The following is a 19575-nucleotide window of genomic DNA, read 5'->3' as shown; positions in this document are numbered from 1 at the left end:
GAACGGGCTTAGAGCTATTAAATGGCCACCAACTCATTTCGCAAAATAATCCAATTGGAACCTGACTTTTACAATTTCCTGAAGCTCTGAAATAGGAGAAAAAGTGTTTTTCAGTAGCTGTTTTTGAAGTTTCCCAAGCTTTTCCGGGTCAATGAATCGCCCGTTATTCTTATGCTGGAGCCCTTCCAAGGCTCTCATTCTCATAAGAATTTCGTAGGCCTTTCCTGCCTGTAGGAACAATTCTGAATAATTGGGTTCCAATTCAGCTAACTTTTCAAATCGCTTAAAAGTGTTATTGATCCTAACCAATCCATGGCTTAATGTCAGCAATCGAGCGAGATCAGTCAATGGCAACATCGCTCTGGCTTTGATGTCAAAATGATCACTATGCTCACCTGACTTTTCTACCATAAACCCTTTAAAAAAGCCCAAAGGAGCAGGGTTCATGTAGGCATTCTTGGCAAGAAAATTCAAGAAGAAATGCTTCTTCCCGACCTCATCATAAATGTGATCTGTGAGTGATTCTGCCAAAATTTTTGATCCAGCTACTGGCCTAAAATCAAAGAAAATAGAAGAGTTTAAAATTGCCTGTTCAGTTGGTTTCACAATCCAATCTGTAAAATACTCCTTCCAAACCGCCAAAGGTTGAACCCACTTTGGATTACTGGCCATGATTTCTCCGGGACAAGGGGAAAATCCACTATGGATCAGAACCTCTACGATTTCACTCCCTATTTTCAGAAAATATTCTGAAGCACTTGTTTTCAAATCCTCGGAAACATCCTCGTAGACTAAAGCATTATCTTGATCTGTTCGGAGTAATTGTTCCTCACGCCCCTCGCTTCCTAAAGCCAAGAAGCAAAACTTTACCTGTTCCAATTCAGGATAGTCTTTCGAATGTTTCCTGATTGCCAGCTGAGTTGCTTGTGAGATGATCACATCATTTATCTCTGTCATAACAGATGCGACAAAATCCATGGCAACTTCATTTTCAAGATAATACCGAAGCATCTGCTCTGCTCTGTCTCTGATTTCCCTTATCTCGTTTAGATCGAAAGTATTCAATAGCGCATGAATCAAAACAGCGGGGCTATTTCCCATAGAAAGCAGCACATCGTGATCTGATAAGATTCCAACGACTGGGCTTTGATCAGTTCCATCTTCCGTCAAAATCAAATGATGAAGGCGATTTTTAATCATACTCAGGTATAATTCTGAAAAAGAAGCGCTTCTCCTCTTTACAATGAGGTTGGAGGTCATAACCTCAGAAACCGGATGCTCCAATGATAAAGCTTCAGAAACAATGCGGGTTCTGAAATCCTTGTCGGTCAGGATTCCTAAAGGAAAATTATTAGAATCCACAACGACAATACTGCTGACATCCGCTTGAGTCATTAGCTGTGCTGCTTTTTGTATCGATGTATTTCCTTTGCAGCACAAGACATTTTCGGAAACTTTTATTGACTCTGGATCAGAAAAAATCAAAAGAGAATCGTCCAAAGTTTCTCCTCTTAGTAATCCTCTTGCTTTTTGACCCTCAGAAAGATCTTGTTTGAAAACAACCTGCCCACTCGCAAAACCCGCAGCAAAATAGAGGGCAACTTTGCTATTATGCTCTAAAATCAACTCAAAAACTTCCACAGGAATAAAATAGACCAGGCTATCTTCGGAAAAAATGGCATTTAAAACATAAGGCCTTTTCCCAAGTAATGCCAAGACTCCAAAAACATCCCCCTGCTCGCAGTATTCTTTGATTTCAGGACCACCCGATTTGTTTTCCGATAATTCTATCGCTCCTTCCCGCAAAACAAAAAAATGAGGCTTGGCCGGTTCTCCTTGCAAAAATAGCTTTTCTCCTTTTTCAAAGTATTTAATCTCAACCTTTGAAGCCACAGCTTCCAGATCTTCAGGACTCAAAAATGAAAAAGGAGGGAAGTTCTTGAGAAATTCAGCAACCCTGTGGATGATTACATTGGCCATAGGTGAAATATACTAAATCCGGCAATACTCATATGAATTCAGACATTTTGGCACTTAAATTACTGAGGCACAGGCTTTGATAAATAAAGATTTCAAACCTTTGCCATGAAAATCCTGAAAAAAGCCTTCAAATCCTTCCGAAAATTATGCTGGGCATTGTTGGTTGCCTTCATGGTTGGCGTTCATAACTTCTATAAGCAAGAGATGGATTCCCCAGATTCAATTACTTCTTCGATAGAGATTGATGCGGAAGAAGAAGATTCAGCACCAAAACTTTAAAAAAAGAGCCAAGACTTAATCTTGACTCTTCATTTCATTTTTGGATTATTTCCTTCCTTCAATAATCTTACTCACCACATCTGGATCTAGGAGCGTACTTGTGTCTCCCATATTATCCAAATTGTTTTCAGCTACTTTTCTCAGGATTCTTCGCATGATTTTACCGGATCTGGTTTTTGGCAATCCAGGCACAATCTGAATTTTATCGGGTTTTGCAATCGGCCCAATGATACTGGAAACCATCTCTTTGATTTCATTGATCAGATTATCCTCCGTTCTATTGGTCATATCACAAATCACATAAGCATAGATTCCTTGCCCTTTTACTTCGTGAGGATATCCGACTACTGCTGATTCGATCACTTTTGGATGTTCGTTGATGGCATTTTCTACCTCAGCTGTACCCATTCGGTGACCTGAAACATTGATTACATCATCCACCCTACCTAGAATTCTGTAGTATCCATCGTGATCCCTTTTGACACCGTCACCCGTGAAATACATTCCTTTGTAAGTGGAGAAATAAGTCTGCTTACAGCGCTCATGATCTCCATAGGTTGTACGGATCATAGATGGCCAAGGAAATTTAATACAAAGGTTTCCTTCAACAGAATTTCCCGTCAATTCATTTCCTTCCGGATCAACAATACACAACTGAACTCCTGGAAGCGGAAGGGTAGCATATGCAGGTTTCGTAGGCGTAATTCCTGCAATCGGCGAAACCATAATTCCACCCGTTTCAGTTTGCCACCAGGTATCAACGATAGGACATTTGTTTTTGCCCACATGAGTGTGGTACCAATGCCAAGCTTCTTCATTGATTGGTTCTCCTACAGAGCCCAATACTTTCAATGAACTCAAATCGTATTTCTGGAATAATTCAGTTCCGTAGGCTTGCAATGCTCTGATTGCTGTTGGGGCGGTGTAGAATTGGTTTACTTTATATTTTTCCACTACGGCCCAGAATCTTCCTGCATCTGGGAATGTCGGCACTCCCTCAAACATCAAGGTAGTCGCGCCGGCCAGCAAAGGTCCATAAACGATGTACGAATGACCTGTAATCCATCCAACATCTGCCGTACACCAGTACACATCTCCTGGGGAGTATTGAAAGACATTCTCAAAAGAGTACTTAGTGTAAACCATGTATCCTCCTGTGGTATGCACTACTCCTTTTGGCTTACCCGTAGACCCTGAAGTATAAAGGATGAAAAGCATGTCTTCGCTATCCATTTCTTCCGCAGGACTTTCGTCAGATTCATTCGCAATGACATCATGCCACCAGAAATCTCTTCCTTCCTGCATTGTCACATCTTGGTTGGTGCGCTGATATACGATGACAGTCTCTACTTTACTCTTTTCCAAAGCTTGGTCTACAACCGCTTTTACAGGTATTTTTTTGTTGCCACGGTAGTTTCCGTCTGATGTCAAAATGGCTTTGGCTTCACAGTCATTAACCCGATCAGCTAAAGCATTACTGGAAAATCCCGCAAAAACCACAGAATGAATGGCTCCGATTCTGGCACAGGCAAGCATTGCGATAGCTGCTTCCGGCACCATCGGCATATAAATAATCACTTTGTCCCCTTTGCCAATACCTTTCTTTTTCATGGCATTTGCAAAGCGACAAACCTCATGGTAAAGCTCTCTATAAGTTAGGGTTCTACCCGCTTCATTGGGATCGTTGGCTTCCCAGATGATAGCCGGTCTATCCCCTATGGTGAATAAGTATCGCTCAAAAATATTCTCGGTAATATTCAACTTGCCGTTTAAAAACCATTTTACATCAGGCCCTTCAAAATTCCACTTCAGCACTTTATCCCACCTTTTTCTCCAATGGAAGGAATCAGCTATTCTTGCCCAAAACTCCTCAGGCTGTGCAACACTCTTTTGATATTCATGTAGGTACCCGCTCAGGGTATGTATTCTATCACTCATGATACTATTGGGTTATCGATAATCTAATTTTCATTATTTAAGGCTGAGTAAAGCTTAATGATCTATGGCTTTTCCTGCACCTCTTGGAATTCTAATTTCTTGGATCATGTCCTGAACCTCCTGTGGGGGTGCCGGTGTGAATTTTGAAACGACAATGCAAACCAAGAAATTGATAAACATGCCTATGGAGCCAATTCCTTCAGGAGAAACTCCAGACCACCAGTTGTCCGCAGTATTCAGTTCAGGGGCTATAAATTTAAAATAGATGATGTAGGCCAAAGTGAAAATCAGCCCAGAAATCATCCCTGCAATAGCTCCTTCCTTGTTGATTCTGGAAGAGAAGATGCCCATTATAATTACGGGAAAAAAGGAGGCAGCGGCTAAACCAAAGGCAAAAGCTACTACTTGGGCGACAAATCCCGGGGGATTCACACCAAAATATCCTGCCAATAAAACTGCACCTGCAGCTGCAATTCTAGCTATCCTCAATTCTTTCTTCTCAGAAATATCAGGTCTAAAAGTCTTAAATAAATCTCTGGAAACCGAAGTGGAAATCACCAAAAGCAAACCAGCAGCTGTTGAAAGTGCTGCTGCCATTGCGCCAGCAGCTACCAGTCCTACAACCCAATTGGGAAGCTCTGCGATTTCCGGACTTGCCAAAACCATGATATCCCGATCAATTGTCAGTTCGTTGGTAGCTGGATCTGCCACATATTGAATTTTCCCATCACCGTTTTTATCATCCACAGCTATCAGATTGGTCTTTTGCCAATTGGAAACCCAAACTGGTAAGGTAGAAATCTCTTTTTCTGAAGTACTGTTGATTGCATTGTAGATTCCAAAGGCTGCGATTGCTGGCGCAGTTGTATAAAGAATTGCAATGAAAACCAGCGCATAACCTGCGGAAAGCCTGGCATCTTTAACTTTGGGCACCGTAAAAAATCTTACGATCACATGAGGTAAACCAGCCGTGCCTACCATTAAGGCTAGAGTGATCATAAAAATATCCATCATCCCTTTTCGCCCGGCAGTATATTCAGCAAACCCCAATTCTCCCAAAACCCCATCTAGCTTATCTAAGAGGGCCGTTCCGTCAGCTAATTCTCCTCCAAGACCCAACTGTGGAATCGGATTGCCTGTCAATTGCATGGAAACGAAAATGGCAGGAACCATGTAAGCAAAAATCAATACACAATACTGCGCCACTTGGGTATAAGTGATTCCTTTCATTCCACCCAAAACAGCATAGAAAAAAACAATACACATTCCTATCACTACTCCCCATTCAATTGGTACTTCCAGATACCTAGAAAAAACGATTCCAACTCCGCGCATTTGCCCTGCTACATAGGTGAATGAAATAAAGAGCGCACAGATTACCGCCACTACCTTGGCTGTATTGGAGTAATAGCGATCTCCCACAAAATCAGGAACTGTGAATTTTCCGAATTTGCGAAGGTAAGGAGCTAATAATAAAGCCAGCAAAACATAGCCTCCAGTCCATCCCATGAGATAAACTGATCCATCATAGCCGGCAAAAGAAATGATTCCAGCCATTGAAATGAATGAGGCCGCTGACATCCAATCTGCTGCCGTGGCCATGCCATTAGCCAATGGAGAAACTCCACCTCCCGCCACGTAAAATTCTTTGGTTGATCCAGCTCTCGTCCAAATGGCAATACCTATATATAAGGTAAACGAGAGTCCGACAAGTATATAAGTCCAGGTTAAAATATCCATTGATTCAGGTGATTTTGGGTGGTTTGATTACTCTTCGTTGACGTCAAATTCCTTGTCTAGCTTATTCATTCGATAGACATATATAAAAATCAGGACAACAAATGAATAAATAGAGCCTTGCTGAGCAAACCAAAACCCAAGTTTATATCCTCCCAATCTGATATTGTTCAGTTCATCAACCCATAAAATCCCAAACCCGAAGGAGACCAAAAACCAGATAAAAAGAAGAATAAAAAGAGTCTTCAGGTTCTTTTTCCAATAGGCTTTCATTTTGCCAGGATCCTGCGCCATGTTCTTTGGGGTTTATTTTAAAATCAATTTTAAAAGTAAAGGCAGATTCTGACGAAAAGCAACCCATTTTCCATTAATTAATGAAAAATTAAGGTATTTGAAGCGGAGAACATGATTTTATTTCGAAAGCCTCCACTTACACAAAATCACATTCCTTGATAGATGTAAAAGAATTTCTGTCTTAAATAAAATATTCAGACAAGATGGCGAGACCTGCAGCGAAGAAACTCACAAGCAATTTATTCCAATTGAATTTGTGATGAGGACTGCTTTCAAAGAATATCGTTGTGGAGATATGTAAAAAACCACCGGCTACCAAGCCGAATAACATCCCGACACCTTCTTTTTCAAGCAAGCCATTTTGGAATAAAAATGCACTGGAAAACATCCCCAAAGGTGAAGCAAAAGCAAATAATGCCAATAATATTAAGGTCCATTTTTTAGAGAGAGAGCTGCTTAAGACTGCAGCCAAGGCAAATGCTGCCGGGCCTTTGTGCATAATCACTCCCAACAGTACAGTTTTGCTATTATGAACATGACCAAAAGCCTCTGACTCTGCACCAATCAAGGATCCATGGGAAAGAAGTGTTCCCTCTAGAAATGCGTGGATAAACAAGCCTATCATAACAGTGAAAATCCCTGATTTGGTCTCTCCATGATGATGGTGAATATGCCCATGTTCTATTCCTGAGGACAAAAACTCCAATAATTGCTGGAGTAAAAATCCAATCAAAATGTAAAGGCCCATCTTTCCTCCTTCATAGCCACTATGGAATAATTCAGGAAGGATATGCAGGATCGTTATTGAAAACAGGTAGGAACCAGCAAATACAAGTACAAGTTTGAAATACTTATCTCGGAATTTTGGTGCTATAAAAACCAGTGATCCAGCGCCAAGAGCAGTTACAAAAAGCAGAAGAAAATTTAATCCCATGTCCGAGTTTTGCTTTCCTTTTATGGAAAGTTGGAGGTATAACCCCGGCAAAGGTAAGAAAATTCAATAATGTTGCATTTAAAATTATTGAAGCCTTTTCCTTCCAATCTAAATAAGATAAAAATCAGAGTCCCTATTCTTGAAGGAAGGAAAGAAATGGTTTTAGCTCCTCACTTGCGAAAGTTTTATAAGTTCCTGATTCATCGCTGTAGATCAGGAAAATCTGGATTTCATCCAAAGCAGAATCCAACTCAATCGCTTTTTGAGTTCCCATGACCATCAGAGCAGTAGCATAAGCATCCGCAGTCATACAGTCATTTGCAATAACTGTGGCACTTAAAAGATTGTGGGCAACAGGGTATCCTGTCGCTGGATTAATAGTGTGGGAGATTTTGATTGAATCTCTGACATAAAAATTTCTATAATTTCCTGAAGTCGCCATTCCCTTATCCTGAAGGGCGATGATGCTGTACAGGTCTGAAGCACTTGCCGTTTCATCTGGTCTATTCACCCCCACCTTCCAAAGCTCTCCGTTTTCATTCACTCCTTTAGCTACCAATTCCCCTCCTATCTCCACTAAATAATTGCTGATTCCTTTTTGATCCAACAACCTCGCTACCACATCAACGCCATAGCCTTTGGCAATAGAACTAAAATCAAGATAAATACCCGGCACTTTTTTTCTTACCTGCTTGGAATCAAAGTCTACTTTATCAAAGCCAACCAGTTGTAATAAATTTTGGATATCCACACTGTCTTTCAATTCAGGGCCTGTAGGACCGAATCCCCAAATATTCACCAAAGGCCCAACGGTAGGATCAAAAGCTCCTGAGGTTTTCTGGTTAACATCTTTGCTGGCTTGAAGTACTGCTGGGAAGTATGGCAAATTGAAGTCCAGTGTATCTTTTTGGTTAAACTGGCTCAATTCTGAATCCGGGATATAAGTAGAAAGACTTTGATTGAAAACCACCAAAATAGAATCTATGGAAGGTTGAAAATCACGTCCGTCTTCGTCCAGATAAGTAATGTTGTAAGTCGTCCCCATAGTTTTTCCGGAAAGCGTCAATTTTCCAGAAACTTCCACTTGCTGATCCTCTTCCTGCTCACTTTGTTTTTGGTTTCTCCAAGTGTAAACCAGGATAACCATTGCCAACAGAATAAGGGAATAAACGATGTTTTTACGGGTATTGGGACGCATACAATTCTGATTTTCGCTGCGAAGTTAAGGCTTATTTTTCAGTTTCTCTGGAATGAAGCCAGTTCAAAAATCCCGTTTCCCGCATGGGTATTTTTCTATCTTTGTAAGAGTACGCTATTGCTATGAGAGAAGATTATCTGAAAGGTGACGAAGAACATCTAAGTTCGAAAGACAAAGAATACGAAAAGGCGCTTCGCCCTTTGAGTTTTGAAGACTTTACCGGACAGTTCAAAATCGTTGAGAATTTGCGGGTTTTTGTACTCGCAGCCAAAAGAAGAAGTGAACCATTGGACCATGTATTACTTCATGGACCTCCGGGTTTGGGTAAAACCACGCTTAGTCATATCATCGCCAATGAACTCCAGGCAGGAATAAAAATCACGTCAGGCCCCGTATTGGATAAACCTTCTGATTTGGCAGGATTGCTCACCAATCTCGAAGAAGGTGATGTTTTATTTATCGATGAAATTCACCGCTTGAATCCCATTGTGGAAGAATACTTGTATTCTGCGATGGAAGACTTTCGAATTGATATTATGCTGGACTCTGGGCCAAATGCTCGTTCTGTCCAAATTTCCCTTGCTCCTTTTACTTTGATCGGAGCGACAACACGCTCGGGACTTTTGACTTCCCCTCTTCGAGCCAGATTTGGGATCAATTCCAGACTGGAATATTACGATGCCAAATTATTGACTGATATCGTCACGAGATCTTCAGGTATTTTACAGACGCCAATCGATGAGATTGCAGCTTATGAAATCGCAAGACGAAGCCGTGGAACACCGAGAATCGCAAATATGCTCCTTAGAAGAACCCGGGATTTTGCTGAAGTAAAAGGCAATGGCACTATCACTATTGAAATTGCAAAAATTGCTTTGGATGCATTGGATGTGGACATGAATGGATTGGATGAAATGGACAATAGAATTCTTTTGACCATTATCGAAAAATTCAAAGGAGGTCCTGTTGGATTGAGCACCATTGCTACAGCATGTGGTGAAGAAGCCGAAACAATAGAAGAAGTATATGAGCCCTTTTTGATTCAGGAGGGTTATTTAAAAAGAACAGCCAGAGGAAGGATGGCCACCGAATTGGCTTACAAACATCTCAATATTAAGCCTTCCCAAGGAATGGGAAGCTTATTTGATAGCTAAAAAAAAGAGTCTGTTGTCAATTCAACAGACTCTTTTTTATTCTAGACTTCCAGATTTGCCGCAGCCTCTTCGTCCACGTACCAAATTAGATTTCCGCTTTTCGGTTTCACTAGGCTTGCAGGATAAGATTCGAAATCACCATGCTCGTAAATGATCTCTTCCAGCTTTTCTGCTTTATTTTTCCCAGTTACTAAAAACGCCACAGCTTTTGCATTATTGACAATTTTACCTGTAATCGTTACGCGCTTTTGACCAGAATCCGGATGAGTTGCCACAACACAGTTTTCCTCAGCGTCCCATAACTCTATTGCATTTGGAAAAATAGAAACAGTATGACCGTCATCACCCATTCCCAGCATCACCAAATCAAACTGAGGGATACCATCATTTTTAGGCAAATTCTTTTCTAGCAAAGCTCCATAGCGAACAGCTTCTGAGGCCGGATCATTTTCACCTAAAACTCTATGAATATTAGATTCTGGCATTTCAATCTTAGAAAGCAGGTGATCCACCGTCATTTTGAAATTGCTCTCTGGATCAGTTGGTGGCACACAGCGTTCATCTCCCCAATACAAGTGGATATTTTTCCATTGGATTGTATCTCCAAGGTTTTCTGCGATAAAATCAAAAATTGCTTTTGGAGTACTTCCTCCGGAAAGTGCAACATGAACTTGCTCTCCGGTTTCAGATAATTGAAGAAGATATTCTGCAAAATCTTCAGCTAATTCCTCTTTGGAGCTTGATATGGTGATATTCATTACTTGTTGATTTGCTTAGAATAAATAAGTTTTTATCTGATCAGAGAATACAGAATCCGGTTTCGTCAGTAAGCTTTTTCCCTGGATTTCTCCAGCCAAAATGACCATCAAACAATTCATCTGAATTAGTTGGACCCCATGTACCAGCTGCATATCCATAGGTTGGAACATCCTCATTCTCCCAGAATTTCAAAATCGGATCCACAAATTTCCAGGCAGCCTCCACTTCGTCAGCTCGGGCATACAAAGTTGCATCACCTTGCATGGCATCAAGAAGAAGCCTTTCATATGCATCCATAACCTGAGCCGAATCAAGGTCTGAATAATAAAAATCGAGATTCGCCTGCTCTACATTAAATCCGAGTCCCGGAACTTTCACTCCAAACTTGATCAGAATTCCTTCGTCTGGCTGGATTCGGATGATCAATTTATTGTCTTTGCGATAGGCATCATGACTTTTGAAAACCTCATGGGCCGGTGATTTAAAGTGAATCACAACTTCAGTTACTTTAGTAGGCATGTACTTAGCCGTTCTCACATAAAAAGGCACATCCTTCCATCTCCAGTTGTCCACAAAAAACTTAATCGCCGCGTATGTTTCCGTTTTAGAATCAGGATCTACTCCTTCCTCTTCACGATAGCCTTTTACCTTTTTGCCATTGATAGTAGAAGCTACATATTGCCCTTTTAGCGTGTGAGTAGCCAAAACATCTTCATCCTTCATGATTCTTAGTGATTTCAAGGCTTTCACCTTTTCATCTCGGATTTCTTCAGCGCTGGAGTTGATTGGCGGCTCCATCACAATTAGAGAAAGGACCTGAAGCAAATGACTTTGGAACATGTCACGAAGAGCGCCAGATTTATCATAATAGCCTCCACGCTTTTCTACACCCACCGTTTCGGCATTGGTGATCTCTACATGGTGAATGTAACGTCGGTTCCAAGTCGGTTCAAAAATCGAATTTGAAAAACGAGTCACCAAGAGATTTTGAACAGTTTCTTTTCCTAAGTAATGGTCAATTCTATAAACCTGTGGCTCATTGAAATATTTATGCAAGCCTTCATTCAGCTCTTTGGCAGTTTCCAAACTATAGCCAAAAGGCTTCTCAACGATAATTCTTTTCCAGCCATTATCCTCTTTGGTTAGACCAGCTTCGCAAAGATTCTTGGCAATCACTTCGTACAAACTTGGAGGAGTGGATAAGTAAAAAATATAGTTTTCATCACATCCAAACTCCTTGTTTAATTTGGCGATTTTCTCTGCCAAAGTTTTGTAATCGGAGTCATATTCGCTGCCCAAATCATGGTAAAATAGCTTGTCGGAGAATTTTTCGATATAAGCTTTGTCCTCTTTACTGATCTGCTCAGTTAAAAATTCACTTTCCTGAACTACTTTCTTGCGAAAATCTTCATTCGAAATATTACTTCTGCTCGCTCCCAATACCACAAAGTTTTCAGGAAGATGCTCTCCCTTGTATAAGTTGTATAGTGCTGGTACTAGTTTTCGAGCGGTTAAGTCTCCGGAAGCTCCAAATATAATGAGCATCTGGTTTAATGTTTTTTTCATGTGCGGGTCTCAGTTTTCTGTTTTCGCAGGTAGTTTGTAAAAGCTTCGAGTTCCAAATGAAATTTATTGCATTCTGGTTCCTCAGTTTGAAAGGTTATTGAAAACTTTTAGGATTCTTCCTGGTGAGGTAGTTCCATCAAGGTCTTATTCCTAAAATTTCTGGGCAAAGCCAATAGATTCTTATAAATAAGGCGAACAATCGCCAGTTTCATTTAATTTTGTTTCCGGATGCAAAATTAAGGCTTATTTATTCTTACAACGCATCCGAAGAAGGGATTACCCTGATTATTTAAGAACTATACAAAAAGAAAATGGAGTACAGAGACTATGATTTTGGCCTGGTAGGTCTGGGAGTAATGGGACGTAATTTTATTTTGAACGTAGCCGACAACAACTTCAAGGCATTTGGATATGATCTGGATGCTGAAAAAGTTGAAGCTTTGAAAACAGAAGGGGGAGACTTGGCAAAGGTCAGTGCTTCCACTGATATCAAAACTTTTGTTCAGGCGCTCAGCACTCCAAGAAAAATCATGCTATTGGTTCCTGCAGGAAAAATTGTAGATCAGGCAATCGAAAGCTTACTTCCTCATTTGGAGAAAGATGATATCATTATTGATGGTGGAAATTCATTTTTCACAGATACTGATAGAAGAGAAGCCTATCTAAAAGAAAAAGGAATTCATTTCTTCGGATCTGGAGTCTCCGGCGGTGCAGAAGGAGCCAGAAAAGGGCCAAGCATCATGCCTGGTGGGGATAAAGATGCTTATGAGCATGTCAAGCCTATTTTCGAAGCAGTCTCTGCAAAATATAAAGGAGAACCATGTGTTGCATATTTAGGTCCAAAATCAGCAGGGAATTATGTGAAGATGGTTCATAATGGTATTGAATATGCCATGATGCAGCTGACTTCTGAGATCTATGATTTGTTGAAAAAGTCCTGTGATCTTTCCAATGAGGAGCTTCACAAAGTTTATGACACTTGGAATAAAGGACGTTTGCAATCTTTCTTGGTAGAAATCACCGCTGAGATTTTTAATCAAAAAGACGAGTTGACTTCTGCAGATCTAGTGGATATGATTTTGGACAAGGCCAAGCAAAAAGGTACGGGTAAATGGACTTCTCAGAACGCGATGGATTTGGGAATCCCTGTACCAACCATTGATATGGCTGTCAGTATGCGTGAAATTTCTGCTTTGAAAGATGAGCGCGTTAAGGCAGACAGTTTGTATTCCAGACCGGAAGTTGCCCATATAGCCAAAGAAGAGTTAATCGCGCAGGCAGAACAAGCCTTGTATTTTTCTTTTATCATAGCCTATGCTCAGGGCTTGCATCAATTGATGTACGCATCTAAAGATTATGGATACGATCTGGACATGTCCACAATAGCAAAGATCTGGAGAGCAGGATGTATCATCCGAGCAGGTTTATTGGCAGATATCGCTGAAGCTTACACTGCGGATAATTCCATTCCAAACTTACTGTTATCCCCTTCTTTTGTGCCTAAAGTACAAGGAACATTGCCAGCAGTTCGTCAAGTTGTTGCTTTTGCAGCTACCAATGGCATTCCTGTTCCGGGACTTTCTTCTGCCTTGAGTTACTTTGATGCCTATACTTCTACAAAACTTCCGCTCAACCTAATCCAAGCGCAGCGAGATCATTTCGGTTCGCATACTTATGAGCGAATAGACAGAGAAGGAATTTTCCATACCGAATGGGGAAAATAGAAAGTCACAGTACTCAGAAAGCAGTCTCAGTAGACTGCTTTTCTAATCAAAAATTAATACAAAAAAGCTCGCTAATATTCTTGGCGAGCTTTAGTTTTTATATAGTAATTCAGAATCTAGGTAAATTCTATATCAGCTTTTTAACCTTCAGAAACCCATATTTAGTGAAGAGAAATCTTGAATTCCAAATCTCCCTTTACTTCTCCAATTGGACGGTAATTGAAAATAAATTCATTTGCATAGTAATCTGAAGTGATCAAAGTATCTATTTTTCCATTTCCTGAAAATTTATAGTTTTCTAATAGTAGGATATCTCCCTCCAATTCACCAGAAATATGTAGCTGAAAATGATTCGGATTAAAGTTGCAAAAACTAAAATCCAGACTTTCTTCAAACGGCTTATTCAAATCAAATTTTTGAGTAGTTAATTCACAATTGAATCTTCCAAAACAGCCATAAATAAGGAGCATCAAAAGAAACCAGATTGATTTTTTCATTTCAAGAATACAAATTGTTGATTTAAAAATATTGGAATTTTTATCGTTTCAATTAACAAAAACTTACCTAAACTCTCTATTTATTCTCGCATTCTCCATTGGAGACAAAATTTGAGACGTGCTAAAGGTTGAAAGAACTTTCGTTGGTCAACTTTAGTTTCTTTCCAAGTGTACTCCAAGATCAAAATTTAGGAACTCAGCGCTGTCCTTCCCGCACGCTGCGGTTAAAAAAAAACCTCCTTGTCTCTCAGGAGGTTTTCGAAATTCAGACCGGACTATAAATATTTTTAATAAATCACTTTTACCATACTGGTAATTACGGATGCCATTCTCACGGATTCGAAGACTCTTTCTTCCGTAGTTCCAAGCTCCATTAATGAATTTTCATGGGAGGCAACACACATCTGACAACCATTAACTGCTGAAACAGCTAAGGAAATCAATTCGAAAAATTCCTTGCCTAAAACCGGACTCATCATGATATTCATTCTAAGTCTAGCTGGAATCTGTCCATATTTCTCTTTCGAAACAAAATGTCTGAATCTATACAAGACATTGTTACTACTCAAAAGGGAAGCACAGGCTACAGCTTCTCCGATTTCAGCTTCAGTTGCTTCTTTTTCAACAGCTAGCTTTTTAAAAAATGTCAACAATGGATCATTTGCGGCATTTGATGCAAGAGCAACTCCCATTAAGGCAACCTCTTTTGCATTTAGCTTATCACCTTTTAGAATTGTCTTGAAATTCAATTTCAAATCTCTTAGATACCTCGAATCAGCATCTCCCAAAGCTTGGATAGATTGATTTGTAAAAGTTTCTGGTAGGCCGACTACTTCCAGTAATTCTGCAGCTGATTCGTTGATTGCTAAAGCTTCCATTTTTTAATTGTTGGTTTAAATAAGAGGAGAGAAAAGAAGGAGGTCCGGAAACCTCCTTTTTATTTTTTATGAATCCTGAATTAGTTCAAGTTCAAAGTAGCTTCTCCTTTTTCCCAGTTACATGGGCAAAGCTCGTCAGTCTGAAGGGCGTCAAGCACTCTCAATACTTCCTCCACATTTCTTCCTACAGAAAGATCGTATGCAGAAACCCAACGAACGATTCCTTGAGGATCGATGATGAAAGTAGCTCTGTAAGCGATTTTCTCATTTGCTTCCAAAATACCTAGTTCCTCTGCAAGAGACTTAGAAGTATCCGCAAGCATTGGGAATTTAAGGTCGCGAAGATCTTCGTGGTTGTTTCTCCAAGCCAAGTGAACGAATTCAGAATCAGTAGAAGCTCCTACCAAAACAGCATCTCTATCCTTGAACTCACCAGCGTTTTTGTTGAATTCAGCGATTTCTGTTGGGCAAACAAAAGTGAAATCTTTTGGCCACCAGAACATCACCATCCATTTGCCTTCAGCAGTATGGATTTCGTTGCTGATTGTTTGGAACTCTTTACCTTTTTCTCTTGATACAACTGCGGTTTTTTCGAAAGCTGGGAATTCTGCTCCCAAGCCTAGCATTCTGCTGTTCATAAATAGTGTGGGTTAGTTTTCAAATTTGTTATACAAAGTTGTTCAAGGATTTCTCATCAATCAAATTAATATTTGTTATCTCTTTATAACTTTGAGTTATATGACACTGTATCAATTAGAGTATATTCTGGCCTTGGATATTCATCGGCATTTTGTCAAAGCCGCCGAAAGCTGCCATGTTTCGCAGCCAAACCTCACAACTCAAATCAAAAAGTTGGAAGATGAGATTGGAGTCAAAATATTTGATCGAGATGCCAAACCCGTCAAACCTACTCCTGCAGGAGAACAGATCCTTTTAAAGGCCCGGCAGATTTTGAGAGAAGTGGCGGATTTAAAGGAATTTGTTTTGGATGAAAAGGAATCTTTGGAAGGAACATTTACTATTGGGGTAATTCCCACCCTAGCTCCTTACCTTCTTTCGATGTTTCTTCCCGAGTTTGTCAGATCAAACCCCAAAACCAAGCTCAAAATAAGAGAACTTCAGACTGGAGAGATTATTTCAGAACTTCAAAAAGGAACCTTGGATATTGGAATTTTGGTAACACCTCTTGAAGAAAAATCCATTCGGGAAATCTCGCTTTTCAACGAACCCTTCTTACTTTATTTGCCAGAAGATCATCCCCTATCCAAAAAATGGCACATTACCCCATCTGTTTTGGACCCAAATCAAATGCTCGTTTTGGATGAAGGACATTGTTTTAGAGAGCAGACCTTAGCTATTTGCGAAAGCGACAGGACCCGAAACAACTTTGGGTTTGAATATCAAAGTGGTTCCATTGAATCTTTGATCCGGTTGGTGGACAAAGGTGTCGGCTACACTTTAGTACCTGAAATGGCGGTACTTTTTGAAACTGATAATGAAAGAATTCGAAGGTTCGACTCACCTGAACCAGTCAGAGAAATCAGTCTGGTTGTGCAGAGTAGCTTCACCAAAGAAGCATTGATTGAAGTTTTAAGAAACTCGATTTTAAAATCAATCCCGGAAAGATTCCAAAAGATTGATCAATACATTAAAGTGAAATGGAGGTGATTTGTCTTAAAAATCAACCGATTTTTAATCGGAGCTCACCCTGACGTTTTACGACCTTGCAGGCGAAGTGTTGATTAATAAATGCCTTGCAGTGATTTTCCGCCCATTCGGCACGGGTTTCTGTATCATAAAGCAAAGTCATTCGAAGCATTGTTTTCACATACTGCTCATAAATCCCCAAATCCTGAACATAGGAAACGAATGCTGCGGACCAATCCTCCTGGAATTTCTCGAAATGAGTCCTACCATCAAAAAGTAATTCTAATTGATTATCCCCATGCTTGAATCGATAAATTCCACTGAGTTGACGATAAATCATACGAACTCGTTCTCTTGGAAATTCATAATTATCAAGGATTTGCGCAAAAGTCTCATCCATCAAGCGCAACGGATTATATAAAAGTGTGTAGGAACGCTTAAGTTCAAAAATCATCCGATCAATCAATTCTTCTTCAAGCACAGACTGCGCCTGACGGAGAATGTAATTTTTATCGAGTGGAAATAACTTTTGAATCATAATCGCTGGTTGCTGCGCAAAAATAAGAAAATTAATTTTTAAGAGTCTTCAAATCAAAAACAATTCCACTCTTTCACTACCAATCTGAGGGACGTTTTGCTTGATAAGCAGCCATTTGGTCTAAAATATCCACAGGATCATCTGAAATAATCAAAAGTTCCTCTTGCTCGGGATACAGGAAACCCTGCTCCATCGCATGGTTTAGAAAATCGATCAGCTTATCATAATATCCATTGACATTGTAAAGAGCCAATGGTTTTTGGATGTAATGCAACTGATTCAAAGTCATGATTTCAAATAATTCCTCCAGTGTCCCAATACCGCCTGGCATCGCAATAAATCCATCTCCACGCTCTGCCATGAGCCATTTTCTATCACGCATAGTTTCTACGATCACCAATTCGGTACAACCTTTATGCGCTACCTCACGGTCCACCAATTTTTGAGGAATTATCCCTATCACTTCTTTACCGGCGTGTAGCATTTCATCTGCAATTATTCCCATCAAGCCAACCCTTCCAGCTCCATAAATAAGAGCATGATCTCTTTTGATCATTTCCTGAGCTAATGCTCTGACAGCAGCTTCATAAACCGAGCTTTCTCCTTTTCTGGACCCGCAGTAGATGGTGATTTTTTTCATGGTAGTAATTTGTAAAAAGTAAAAATCGAATTTAAAGCTTTTCCATAGGATTGCCCAAGTGAAAGATCTGTTTCATGATTTGTTAACAGAAATCAAGCTTTTCACCGAAGCCAAATCAAATGGATGCCTTATTTTTAACCCATGAAAATCTGTTTTGCTACCAACAACTCCAAGAAAATAGAAGAAGTAAAAGCTTCGCTAGGACCTCAAATTGAACTTGTATCATTGGAGGAAATAGGATGTAGAGAAGAGCTTCCGGAAACAGGAGACACTTTAGAACATAATGCTTTTCAAAAGGCTCAATATGTCAAAGACCATTTTGGTGTTGACTGCTTTGCTGATGACACTGGACTGGAAGTGGATGCTTTAGAAGGGGAACCTGGAGTTTATTCAGGCAGATATGCTGGAGAACCTAGGTCTGATGAAAGAAACATTGATCTCTTGCTAAAAAATCTTGGTGAAAGCAGTATCCGAACGGCTCGATTCAAAACCGTTATCGCACTTTTGATCGGAGAAGACAAATACAAATTTGAAGGAATTTCTGAAGGAGAAATCTTGAAAGAGCGAACTGGAAATGGTGGATTTGGATATGATCCGGTTTTTCTACCGAAGGGTTATTCCAAGTCCTTCGCCCAATTAAGTCTTGATGAAAAAAATGAAATTTCACACCGAGGGAAAGCCGTCAGAGCATTAATTGAGTTTTTGAACCAAAGATAATTCTGAGAAACGCCTGAATTTAATTTAACTTTGCGCCATGAAAAAACCATTTATCGTCGGTATTACAGGAGGGTCTGCCTCAGGGAAAACACTTTTTTTGGAAAGACTGCTCAATACCTTCGAACCTGGCGAAGTTTGTCTCATTTCTCAAGACAATTATTACAAGCCTAGAAATCTACAGCCGATTGATGCGCAAGGAATTCATAATTTTGATACGCCAATGAGTATCGATTTTGAAGAATATGCGGCTGATATCCGTAAAATCCAGGCGGGCGAAACAGTAACTAGAGAGGAGTATACTTTTAATAATGCTTCCAAAACACCAAAGATGCTGACCTTCAATGCCGCACCGGTAGTTGTAGTGGAAGGAATTTTTGTCCTTTATTATCCTGAATTGGCAGAGCTTCTTGACCTGAAGATTTTTATTGACGCCAAGGATCATATCAAACTAAAGAGAAGAATCATCCGTGACAAGGTGGAGCGTGGTTACGATCTGGATGATGTATTATATAGGTATGAAATGCATGTGATGCCAACCTATGAAAAGTACATCAAGCCATTTAAAAATGAAGCCGACTTGATTGTACCCAACAACCATAGCTTTGACAAAGCCCTGGAAGTCATAAGAACCTACCTTCGAGCGAGATCAGGCAAGTAGTAATTCGCAAAAAAGTTCCCTGAATTCTTTAGAATTTCAAATATTGGCTATATTTGCGCCGCATGAAAAGCAGAAATCAACATAGCAAATTATTCCAACAGCGCATCACCATGATGTTGGCTTTGCTATTCTGTCTCTTCATTTCTAGTGTTGAATACATTCCTGAGTCAATTGACACTGTTTCTGTTGAGCAACAGGATGCTAATCAGGCTGATCAAGATCAAAACCAGACTTTTTTAAATGTAGCTGTTGATGCAGTTGTACCTTTTGTGGTGCATGTTTCTCATACAGTGCTTTATTTGATCTATCAGATAGAAAACGAAGAAAAGCAAGGCTTTCATTTCGAAACAAGCACTTTCCCCCAGTCGAACCAGCTCGTAGAGATCCTTTTTGAGCGGATTATTTCGACCAAAGGTCCCTGAATCTCATTTCAAGAT

At 40.0% G+C, this 19575-nt stretch carries 20 protein-coding genes; 7 read left to right on the top strand and 13 right to left on the bottom strand.

Going from position 1 to position 19575, the window contains the following annotated elements:
- Positions 1-33 precede the first annotated feature (33 nt).
- Positions 34-1980: a DUF294 nucleotidyltransferase-like domain-containing protein gene (locus tag J0A69_RS05205; RefSeq protein WP_206585438.1), complete on the bottom strand. Its 1947-nt coding sequence runs from the start codon at positions 1978-1980 to the stop codon at positions 34-36.
- Positions 1981-2085: 105 nt separating this feature from the next.
- Between J0A69_RS05205 and J0A69_RS05200 the strand changes: the two genes are divergently transcribed.
- A complete protein-coding gene (locus tag J0A69_RS05200; protein WP_206585437.1) occupies positions 2086-2259 on the top strand; it encodes a hypothetical protein in 174 nt (57 codons plus the stop codon).
- A 45-nt stretch (positions 2260-2304) separates the two neighbouring features.
- Here J0A69_RS05200 and acs read toward each other — a convergent pair whose 3' ends face one another.
- The 5 genes from acs to J0A69_RS05175 form a co-directional block, all read right to left on the bottom strand.
- A complete protein-coding gene (gene acs, locus J0A69_RS05195; RefSeq protein WP_206585436.1) occupies positions 2305-4197 on the bottom strand; it encodes an acetate--CoA ligase in 1893 nt (630 codons plus the stop codon).
- A gap of 54 nt (positions 4198-4251) precedes the next feature.
- Positions 4252-5937: a sodium:solute symporter family protein gene (locus tag J0A69_RS05190; protein ID WP_206585435.1), complete on the bottom strand. Its 1686-nt coding sequence runs from the start codon at positions 5935-5937 to the stop codon at positions 4252-4254.
- A 27-nt stretch (positions 5938-5964) separates the two neighbouring features.
- Positions 5965-6228: a DUF4212 domain-containing protein gene (locus tag J0A69_RS05185; protein WP_206585434.1), complete on the bottom strand. Its 264-nt coding sequence runs from the start codon at positions 6226-6228 to the stop codon at positions 5965-5967.
- 181 nt (positions 6229-6409) lie between these two features.
- Positions 6410-7162, bottom strand: coding sequence for a ZIP family metal transporter (locus J0A69_RS05180; RefSeq protein ID WP_206585433.1), 753 nt, complete (start codon positions 7160-7162; stop codon positions 6410-6412).
- A gap of 133 nt (positions 7163-7295) precedes the next feature.
- Positions 7296-8360, bottom strand: a complete 1065-nt coding sequence (locus J0A69_RS05175; RefSeq protein WP_206585432.1) for an FAD:protein FMN transferase — start codon at positions 8358-8360, stop codon at positions 7296-7298.
- A 122-nt stretch (positions 8361-8482) separates the two neighbouring features.
- Between J0A69_RS05175 and ruvB the strand changes: the two genes are divergently transcribed.
- Positions 8483-9514 carry a Holliday junction branch migration DNA helicase RuvB gene (gene ruvB, locus J0A69_RS05170; RefSeq protein WP_206585431.1) on the top strand — a complete coding sequence of 344 codons (1032 nt, stop codon included), beginning with the start codon at positions 8483-8485 and terminating at the stop codon, positions 9512-9514.
- Positions 9515-9555: 41 nt separating this feature from the next.
- Here ruvB and pgl read toward each other — a convergent pair whose 3' ends face one another.
- Positions 9556-10272 carry a 6-phosphogluconolactonase gene (gene pgl / locus J0A69_RS05165; RefSeq protein ID WP_206585430.1) on the bottom strand — a complete coding sequence of 239 codons (717 nt, stop codon included), beginning with the start codon at positions 10270-10272 and terminating at the stop codon, positions 9556-9558.
- Between the two features lie 40 nt (positions 10273-10312).
- Positions 10313-11839 carry a glucose-6-phosphate dehydrogenase gene (zwf, locus tag J0A69_RS05160; RefSeq protein WP_236032651.1) on the bottom strand — a complete coding sequence of 509 codons (1527 nt, stop codon included), beginning with the start codon at positions 11837-11839 and terminating at the stop codon, positions 10313-10315.
- Positions 11840-12150: 311 nt separating this feature from the next.
- Here zwf and gndA point away from each other — a divergent pair, with 311 nt between their 5' ends.
- Positions 12151-13563, top strand: a complete 1413-nt coding sequence (gene gndA / locus J0A69_RS05155; RefSeq protein WP_206585429.1) for an NADP-dependent phosphogluconate dehydrogenase — start codon at positions 12151-12153, stop codon at positions 13561-13563.
- Between the two features lie 161 nt (positions 13564-13724).
- Here gndA and J0A69_RS05150 read toward each other — a convergent pair whose 3' ends face one another.
- From J0A69_RS05150 to J0A69_RS05140, 3 genes are all read right to left on the bottom strand, one after another.
- Positions 13725-14060, bottom strand: coding sequence for a hypothetical protein (locus tag J0A69_RS05150; RefSeq protein ID WP_206585428.1), 336 nt, complete (start codon positions 14058-14060; stop codon positions 13725-13727).
- 287 nt (positions 14061-14347) lie between these two features.
- Complete coding sequence (locus J0A69_RS05145) at positions 14348-14938, bottom strand: carboxymuconolactone decarboxylase family protein (protein WP_206585427.1); 591 nt, start codon at positions 14936-14938, stop codon at positions 14348-14350.
- An 80-nt stretch (positions 14939-15018) separates the two neighbouring features.
- A complete protein-coding gene (locus J0A69_RS05140; RefSeq protein ID WP_236032649.1) occupies positions 15019-15576 on the bottom strand; it encodes a peroxiredoxin in 558 nt (185 codons plus the stop codon).
- Between the two features lie 100 nt (positions 15577-15676).
- Here J0A69_RS05140 and J0A69_RS05135 point away from each other — a divergent pair, with 100 nt between their 5' ends.
- Complete coding sequence (locus J0A69_RS05135; RefSeq protein ID WP_206585426.1) at positions 15677-16606, top strand: LysR substrate-binding domain-containing protein; 930 nt, start codon at positions 15677-15679, stop codon at positions 16604-16606.
- Between the two features lie 13 nt (positions 16607-16619).
- On the opposite strand, the gene J0A69_RS05130 is transcribed toward J0A69_RS05135, so the two are convergent.
- Positions 16620-17123, bottom strand: coding sequence for a hypothetical protein (locus J0A69_RS05130; RefSeq protein ID WP_206585425.1), 504 nt, complete (start codon positions 17121-17123; stop codon positions 16620-16622).
- 76 nt (positions 17124-17199) lie between these two features.
- A complete protein-coding gene (locus tag J0A69_RS05125; protein ID WP_206585424.1) occupies positions 17200-17763 on the bottom strand; it encodes an LOG family protein in 564 nt (187 codons plus the stop codon).
- Between the two features lie 141 nt (positions 17764-17904).
- Here J0A69_RS05125 and J0A69_RS05120 point away from each other — a divergent pair, with 141 nt between their 5' ends.
- From J0A69_RS05120 to J0A69_RS05110, 3 genes are all read left to right on the top strand, one after another.
- Positions 17905-18480, top strand: coding sequence for a non-canonical purine NTP diphosphatase (locus J0A69_RS05120; RefSeq protein ID WP_206585423.1), 576 nt, complete (start codon positions 17905-17907; stop codon positions 18478-18480).
- A 37-nt stretch (positions 18481-18517) separates the two neighbouring features.
- Positions 18518-19138: a uridine kinase family protein gene (locus J0A69_RS05115; RefSeq protein ID WP_206585422.1), complete on the top strand. Its 621-nt coding sequence runs from the start codon at positions 18518-18520 to the stop codon at positions 19136-19138.
- A 62-nt stretch (positions 19139-19200) separates the two neighbouring features.
- Positions 19201-19560 (top strand): hypothetical protein, encoded by a 360-nt coding sequence (locus J0A69_RS05110; RefSeq protein WP_206585421.1) that lies wholly within the window; start codon positions 19201-19203, stop codon positions 19558-19560.
- Positions 19561-19575: the final 15 nt, after the last annotated feature.

Origin of the sequence: Algoriphagus pacificus, assembly GCF_017254845.1 — a bacterium.
GTDB classification, from domain to species: Bacteria; Bacteroidota; Bacteroidia; order Cytophagales; family Cyclobacteriaceae; genus Algoriphagus; species Algoriphagus pacificus.
The sequence above is the reverse complement of the archived record's forward strand: the minus strand, read 5'-3'. Positions and strand labels throughout refer to the sequence as shown.

Coding starts and splice junctions, on each gene's coding strand:
- J0A69_RS05145 (WP_206585427.1), bottom strand. CDS start 14,938: ATGGAAGCTTTAGCAATCAACGAATCAGCTGCAGAATTACTGGAAGTA.
- gndA (WP_206585429.1), top strand. CDS start 12,151: ATGGAGTACAGAGACTATGATTTTGGCCTGGTAGGTCTGGGAGTAATG.
- ruvB (WP_206585431.1), top strand. CDS start 8,483: ATGAGAGAAGATTATCTGAAAGGTGACGAAGAACATCTAAGTTCGAAA.
- J0A69_RS05190 (WP_206585435.1), bottom strand. CDS start 5,937: ATGGATATTTTAACCTGGACTTATATACTTGTCGGACTCTCGTTTACC.
- J0A69_RS05150 (WP_206585428.1), bottom strand. CDS start 14,060: ATGAAAAAATCAATCTGGTTTCTTTTGATGCTCCTTATTTATGGCTGT.
- J0A69_RS05110 (WP_206585421.1), top strand. CDS start 19,201: ATGAAAAGCAGAAATCAACATAGCAAATTATTCCAACAGCGCATCACC.
- J0A69_RS05175 (WP_206585432.1), bottom strand. CDS start 8,360: ATGCGTCCCAATACCCGTAAAAACATCGTTTATTCCCTTATTCTGTTG.
- J0A69_RS05140 (WP_236032649.1), bottom strand. CDS start 15,576: ATGAACAGCAGAATGCTAGGCTTGGGAGCAGAATTCCCAGCTTTCGAA.
- J0A69_RS05205 (WP_206585438.1), bottom strand. CDS start 1,980: ATGGCCAATGTAATCATCCACAGGGTTGCTGAATTTCTCAAGAACTTC.
- J0A69_RS05200 (WP_206585437.1), top strand. CDS start 2,086: ATGAAAATCCTGAAAAAAGCCTTCAAATCCTTCCGAAAATTATGCTGG.
- J0A69_RS05130 (WP_206585425.1), bottom strand. CDS start 17,123: ATGATTCAAAAGTTATTTCCACTCGATAAAAATTACATTCTCCGTCAG.
- acs (WP_206585436.1), bottom strand. CDS start 4,197: ATGAGTGATAGAATACATACCCTGAGCGGGTACCTACATGAATATCAA.
- J0A69_RS05185 (WP_206585434.1), bottom strand. CDS start 6,228: ATGGCGCAGGATCCTGGCAAAATGAAAGCCTATTGGAAAAAGAACCTG.
- J0A69_RS05125 (WP_206585424.1), bottom strand. CDS start 17,763: ATGAAAAAAATCACCATCTACTGCGGGTCCAGAAAAGGAGAAAGCTCG.
- pgl (WP_206585430.1), bottom strand. CDS start 10,272: ATGAATATCACCATATCAAGCTCCAAAGAGGAATTAGCTGAAGATTTT.
- zwf (WP_236032651.1), bottom strand. CDS start 11,839: ATGAAAAAAACATTAAACCAGATGCTCATTATATTTGGAGCTTCCGGA.
- J0A69_RS05115 (WP_206585422.1), top strand. CDS start 18,518: ATGAAAAAACCATTTATCGTCGGTATTACAGGAGGGTCTGCCTCAGGG.
- J0A69_RS05135 (WP_206585426.1), top strand. CDS start 15,677: ATGACACTGTATCAATTAGAGTATATTCTGGCCTTGGATATTCATCGG.
- J0A69_RS05120 (WP_206585423.1), top strand. CDS start 17,905: ATGAAAATCTGTTTTGCTACCAACAACTCCAAGAAAATAGAAGAAGTA.
- J0A69_RS05180 (WP_206585433.1), bottom strand. CDS start 7,162: ATGGGATTAAATTTTCTTCTGCTTTTTGTAACTGCTCTTGGCGCTGGA.